Source organism: uncultured Porphyromonas sp. (assembly GCF_934359325.1).
GTDB lineage: Bacteria > Bacteroidota > Bacteroidia > Bacteroidales > Porphyromonadaceae > Porphyromonas_A.
Genome location: NZ_CAKRLH010000148.1, coordinates 1 through 4,160 on the forward strand (window position 1 = coordinate 1; position 4,160 = coordinate 4,160).

The 4,160-nt window shown below is 58.9% G+C and carries 5 protein-coding genes; all 5 read right to left on the bottom strand.

Annotation, left to right across the window (positions count from 1 at the left end; translation table 11 throughout):
• A partial coding sequence (secG, locus tag Q0F21_RS05920) for a preprotein translocase subunit SecG (protein WP_297238261.1) occupies nt 1-324 on the bottom strand: 324 nt, incomplete at its 3' end.
• A gap of 64 nt (nt 325-388) precedes the next feature.
• Entirely contained in the window at nt 389-1,069 is a 681-nt protein-coding gene (locus Q0F21_RS05925) for a hypothetical protein (protein ID WP_297238263.1), read from the bottom strand.
• Between the two features lie 21 nt (nt 1,070-1,090).
• Nucleotides 1,091-1,597: an LptE family protein gene (locus tag Q0F21_RS05930; RefSeq protein WP_018107835.1), complete on the bottom strand. Its 507-nt coding sequence runs from the start codon at nt 1,595-1,597 to the stop codon at nt 1,091-1,093.
• Entirely contained in the window at nt 1,597-2,853 is a 1,257-nt protein-coding gene (locus Q0F21_RS05935; protein WP_297238265.1) for a sigma-54 dependent transcriptional regulator, read from the bottom strand. The genes Q0F21_RS05930 and Q0F21_RS05935 overlap by 1 nt, the downstream gene beginning before the upstream one ends.
• A 61-nt stretch (nt 2,854-2,914) precedes the next feature.
• The coding region (locus tag Q0F21_RS05940; RefSeq protein ID WP_297238267.1) for an aldehyde dehydrogenase family protein at nt 2,915-4,160 on the bottom strand (1,246 nt) is incomplete at its 5' end.

The following is a 4,160-nucleotide window of genomic DNA, read 5'->3' on the forward strand; positions in this document are numbered from 1 at the left end:
GGCGTTGCCACCGAAGGGCTGGGCATCAGCAGGTGCAGGGATGGTAGCCTGGTCGACGTAGTCGTTGATGACGCTCTCCTGCTTATTGATGGCGTGCTGCACAGTGGGAGTCCACTTGGCAACCACGACGCAGAGCAGACACATGATGCCGGCGAGCCACCAGGTGACCTTCTCGATCATATCGGTGGAGCGACGGACACCCATCACGTTATTGGCGCTGGAGAATCCACTGGCGAGACCGCCGCCCTTGCTGTCCTGGATGGTGACCACAAAGATCAGCAAAATGGCTGCAAAAACGCCCAGAATATTAAGGAACGTAAACATTTTCCTCTTTAACTTACTAGTACATAGGGGTTCACACCCCAGATCTCATTATATCCAAAATAGATCAGTCCGCCACGAGCCCCTTGCGATGTTGCTCGAGCTGACCAATTCGCTCGGCAAAGTAACCACTTTTTTCCGGATATTTCAAATTCAAGGTCTTAAGGATCGTCATAGCTTCGGAGTACCGCTCCTGTGAGGCGTACATCATAGCCAGCTTCTCCGTGAAGAGTTCCTCCCCCGGCAGAGGACCATTATCCTCGTCCTCGGGAGGGAGGGCGACGTCATCCTCCTTGCTGTCAGGACGGATGCGGATCTTCTCCGCCTCGGGTCCCTCGTCGAGGAAGTCCTGGACGATCTGAGCCTCAGACTCCCGCTTCGTCCGTGCCGACTTGGCCGGGGACTTAGTGGAGGCAGTCACAGTCGGCGACTCATCAGGTACAGCGGCCTCCTCCCGGCGGTAGCTCCGGACATAGCGGTCGATCAGGTCGTAGGAGTGGGACTGCGGACCTCCGGAGGTAGCATCCAGTGCCAGAAGGAGGGAGAAGGGGTCGTGCAGGTACATCAGTCGGCGCTTCAGCTCAGCGGGGAAGCGCACATCCTCGCTACGGTAGAGGTCGATGAGGAGCAGCCGGTGGAGCGCCTCGCAGTAGGGGTACTGCCTGCTCAGCTCGAGGAGATCCTCGAGGTGGTACGCCGTCAGCGTCATCGGGTCGGCAAGGGCACGGGAGAGGTCATCGTAGGTCATAGTCGGGCTTTTTCCATAGGGCTACCAGTTCTCGACGGTAGCATTGAAGATCTGATTGATGATATCCTTGGTCAGCTCCTGACAGAGCTGATCCTGCACGTCGACAAACATCTGCGAGCTGTCGAAGGTGCCAAAGGAGGTAAACTCCCGCTCAAAGCTCTCCTCCTCATTTACCTTATTGGTAAAGCGGACGTTGATCCGGAGGGTGAGTCGAGTCTTGGCGGCAAAGGCATTCTCCTGGACCGCCTCCGCTGAGAGGTCATAGCCGACGATCTCTCCCTCGATGCTCAGATCGCCGTTCGTCGGTATGTCACGCAGGCGCGTCTGCCGCTGGAAGCGATCCTTAAGATCCTCCGTGAAGCGCTGAGCCAGGGGCGGGTAGACGGTAGGAGCAAGGTTCTGGAAGTCTGCGATGGAGACCGTCTTGATCTTCGTGTAGTCGATGCTGGCTCCATTGAGCGAGTACTTAATGGAGCAGCCCGCGAGGAGGAGCGTGAGAAGAAGCGATATAAGGATAGACTTTTTCATCACTGTTTATTGAGCTTGCGGTAGAGCGTGCGCTCGGAGATGTCCAGATCCTCTGCCGTCTGCTTGCGGGAGCCCTTATTCTTCTCGAGGACGAAGTCGATGTACCTCTGGCTCATCTCCTCGAGTGTGAGCATCTTGCCCTCCGTGCTGGTCAGCTCCTCGAAGTCCGCCTGCAGGTCACCGCCGCGCACCTCCTCCGCCGGAGAGGAGTGCATCAGATCCTGCACCGGTACCTCCGACGATCGATCCGGCATCATCAGGCTGCCGGCCGGCTCGCGACGAACCTGTGTCTGGAGGAAGCGGTAGAAGAGCTGGGTCAGCTCTCCGACACTCCCCTTGACGTCCCGAAGCATCGACATGATAGCCCCCATCCCGGCACTGCTCCCGACCGGCTCATCCATCATCGACTCATAGCCGATCGTGGGAGAGACCAGAGCGGGATGACGCACCTCGGCATTGCGGGGGAGATTGTCCTGAAGCACCTCCCGGGTGATCATGCGATCCGGTGCGATCACGCTCAGGCGCTCCACCACATTGCGCAGCTGGCGGATATTCCCCGGCCAGTCGTAGCTCTGCAGGAGCTGCTCCGCCTCCTCGTCGAGACGGATCGGCGGCATATGGTACTTGTCGGCAAAGTCGGCGGCAAATTTCTTGAAGAGCAGGATCACGTCGCGACCCCTATCCCGCAGGGGCGGCAGGTCGATCGTGACCGTATTGAGTCGGTAGAGCAGATCCTGACGAAAGTCACCCCGCTTAACCGCCTCCTGGAGATTGACATTCGTCGCCGCCACGACGCGGATATCGGTGCGCTGGACATCGGACGAGCCTACTTTCATGAATTCGCCACTCTCCAGCACCCGCAAGAGTCTCGCCTGAGTCGCCATAGGCAGCTCCCCCACCTCATCGAGGAAAATGGTCCCTCCATCCGCCACCTCGAAGTAGCCCTGACGCTCCGTCACCGCGTCGGTAAAGGAGCCTTTCTTGTGCCCAAAGAGCTCCGAGTCGATCGTCCCCTCCGGGATTGCTCCACAATTGACCGCCACATAGGGACCATGCTTGCGGAGGCTATTTTGGTGGATGATCTTGGGGAACGCCTCCTTCCCGACGCCGCTCTCCCCTCCCACGAGGACGCTGACATCGGTTGGAGCGATGAGGAGAGCCACCTCGACAGCGCGATTGAGCGCCGGGCAGTCGCCGACGATCTGCTGCCGCTGCTTGGCGCGACGGATCTCCTCCTTGGGTATACTACTATTCATATAGGGTCACTCTTTGTCAAGTCCAAAGGTACCCAAAATAGTGGTCTGACAAAAAGTCAGACTACCGCAACATCAGCCGAACCAGCCGTAGATCTCGCTCGAGATTTCGACCATAACGGACCGGCAGATCCAGCCAGGTAGACTTATGGAGAATGCTCTTCCGATGGGAGAAGGTCTCGAAGGAGAAGCGCCCATGGTAGCCGCCCATGCCGCTCTCCCCCACTCCCCCGAAGGGCATCTGAGACGAGGCGAGGTGCATGATCGTATCATTGACGCAGCCGCCCCCGAAGGGTATGCGGGAGATCACCTTCCGCTCCACCCTCCGATCCTCGGTAAAGAGATAGAGCGCCAGGGGACGGGGACGATCGGTCACCTCTCGGATCACCTCATCGAGACTGTCGTAGATCAGTATGGGGAAGATGGGACCAAAGATCTCCTCCTCCATCGCAGCACAGTCCCAGTCGCCCCGCACGATGCAGGGGGCGACCCTTAGGGTCTCCTCCGACACTGCCCCGCCCCAGAGGACATCAGAGGCAGCGATCATGTCGCGGAGGCGGTCAAATTTCTTCCGGTTGATGATCCGTGGATAGTCCGGACTAAGCTCCGCATGCTCGCCCACCTGCCAGATAAAGGCGCGCTTCAGAGCACTCACGAAGGGCACTACGACCGACCGATGAACCAGGGCGTAGTCCGGGGCGACACAGGTCTGACCGCTATTGAGGCACTTCCCCCAGGCAATGCGTCGAGCTGCGAGGTCTAGCTTAGCCGTCGGATCGATGATACAGGGACTCTTCCCTCCCAGCTCGAGCGAGACGGGCGTCAGGTGAGCCGCCGCCTTCTCCATCACCACCCGACCTACACGAGTGGAACCGGTGAAGAAGATGTAGTCGAAGCGGGCATCCAGTAGGTCTTGATTGACATACCTATCGCCCTCAACCACAGTGATGTACTCAGGAGGGAAGGTCTCTCGGATGAGCCGGCTGAGCAGCTGGGAGGTATTTATAGAGTAATTGGAAGGCTTGAGCACCACCGTATTCCCTGCTGCGATAGCACCGGCGAGGGGCGAGATACTCAGTTGGAAGGGGTAATTCCACGGGCTCATCACCAGCACGTTACCATACGGCTCCGGGACGATCCGGCTCCGTCCGGGGAGATTGGACAGTTCGGTGCAGACCCTCCGCGGTCGCATCATCCGAGGGAGGTGGCGTCGCAGGTAGCTGATCTCGCTCAGGGCGAAACCGACCTCCGTGGTATAAGACTCGAAGCGGTTCTTCCCCAGGTCCTCCTGCAGCGCAGCCTCTATATCG

What these genes read in the sequence shown, in the direction of transcription:
- Q0F21_RS05925 (WP_297238263.1), bottom strand. Translation starts at nt 1,069, where the DNA reads ATGACCTACGATGACCTCTCCCGTGCCCTTGCCGACCCGATGACGCTG.
- Q0F21_RS05930 (WP_018107835.1), bottom strand. Translation starts at nt 1,597, where the DNA reads ATGAAAAAGTCTATCCTTATATCGCTTCTTCTCACGCTCCTCCTCGCG.
- Q0F21_RS05935 (WP_297238265.1), bottom strand. Translation starts at nt 2,853, where the DNA reads ATGAATAGTAGTATACCCAAGGAGGAGATCCGTCGCGCCAAGCAGCGG.